Raw genomic sequence first — 1,617 nt, 5'->3', positions numbered from 1 at the left:
AAGGCGGGGGCGATCCGCAAGCCCAGAGTGAGTTCACCGCACGAACCCGATGATCTGCCGTTTCCATTGCCACGCGGATGGGCTTGGACGCAGCTCGCAGAACTCGGGATCATCAGTCCACGCAACGAGGCTGCCGACGATCTCGAAGCATCCTTCGTCCCGATGCCCATGATCGCCGCCGAATATGGCGTCGCAAACAGGCACGAGCCGCGCCGCTGGGGTGAGATCAAGAAAGGCTACACCCACTTCGCGGAGGGCGATGTCGGGCTTGCCAAGATCACACCCTGCTTCGAGAATGGCAAGTCGACTGTGTTCCGCAACCTGACCGGCGGCATTGGCGCCGGGACAACGGAATTGCATGTCGTCCGCCCGCTTTTTGTGGACGCCGATTACATCGTCCTGTTTCTCAAGAGCCCGCAGTTCATCGAGACTGGTATCCCGCGGATGACCGGCACCGCGGGTCAGAAGCGTGTACCGACCGAGTATTTCACGAGCTCGGCCTTTCCACTTCCACCCCTCCCCGAACAGCGCCGCATCGTCGCCAAGGTCGATGAGCTGATGACGCTGTGCGACCGGCTCGAAGCGAGCCTCGCCACCGCCGACGACACCCGCCGCCGTCTGCTCGAAGCCCTCCTTGCCGAGGCCCTGGCGCCGGTGGAGGATCGCGAAATGGAGGCGGCGGAATGAACGAGGCGCGCCTTTACAACGTCTATTGCGATGAAAGCTGCCATCTGGAGCACGACGGCGTTCCCGTCATGGCCTGGGGCGCGGTGACATGCCCGGAAGGCGAGGTGCGCGCCGCCGCCGAGGCGATCCGGGCGCTCAAGGCCGCGCATGGTCTGAAGCCGGGCTTCGAAGCGAAATGGACCAAGGTATCGCCGGCCAAGGCCGCGTTCTACCTGGCGCTGGTCGACCTTTTTCTGGCCGATGATCGCCTGCGCTTTCGCGGGCTTGTGGTGCCCGACAAGACCCGGCTCGACCATGCCCGCTTCGGGCAGGACCACGACGAATGGTATTACAAGATGTATTTCACCATGCTGCGCCCGATCTTCACGGCGCCGCATCGCTATCGCATCTATCTCGACGTGAAGGATACGCGCGGCGGGCCGAAAATCCGCAAGCTGCATGATGTGCTCGCCAACAGCCTGCATGATTTTGAGCGCCAGACCATCGAGCGCGTGCAGCAGGTGCGCAGCCACGAAAGCGAACTCTTGCAGATCACCGATCTTCTGATCGGCGCGCTGACCTATGCCAATCGCGGGCTCGCCACCAGCCCGGCCAAGACCGCGATCATCGCGCGGCTGAACGAACGCCTCGGGCCGCAGGCGCTTGTGCGAACCTCCACCTTCGCCGCCGTCAAGTTCAACATCCTGATGTGGCGGGCGCAGGAGGCGGCTGGATGAATCCGCCCGAACTGGTGCCGTTCAATGCCTTCGGCGGCGACTGGCAGGCTTACGAGGCCGAGCTTTTCGGCATCTTTCTCGCCGAGATCGCGCGCGGCGGGATGGTGTTCGAAGGCATTCCGGTGAATTGCCGCCGCCTGCCGGAGACGGCGGGCAAGTGGGCATCATTCTGGCATCTGGTGCAGGAGGGCCGCGTCGAAGAGGACCGCTTGCC

Annotated in this window: 2 protein-coding genes and 1 pseudogene; all 3 read left to right on the top strand. The window is 63.7% G+C overall.

Annotated features, from left to right (window positions below; all coding sequences use genetic code 11):
* Positions 1-687, top strand: a pseudogene (locus MVC20_RS06950) (hypothetical protein); the annotation flags it as partial.
* Positions 684-1,403: a DUF3800 domain-containing protein gene (locus tag MVC20_RS06945; RefSeq protein ID WP_297539736.1), complete on the top strand. Its 720-nt coding sequence runs from the start codon at positions 684-686 to the stop codon at positions 1,401-1,403. The pseudogene MVC20_RS06950 and the gene MVC20_RS06945, both read left to right, overlap by 4 nt.
* Positions 1,400-1,617 (top strand): hypothetical protein (locus MVC20_RS06940; protein ID WP_297539734.1); only part of this gene is annotated, 218 nt, incomplete at its 3' end. The genes MVC20_RS06945 and MVC20_RS06940, both read left to right, overlap by 4 nt.

The sequence above is a fragment of the Roseovarius sp. genome, from assembly GCF_027019125.1.
Lineage (GTDB): Bacteria > Pseudomonadota > Alphaproteobacteria > Rhodobacterales > Rhodobacteraceae > Roseovarius.
This window is presented reverse-complemented; position numbering and strand designations above follow the sequence as displayed.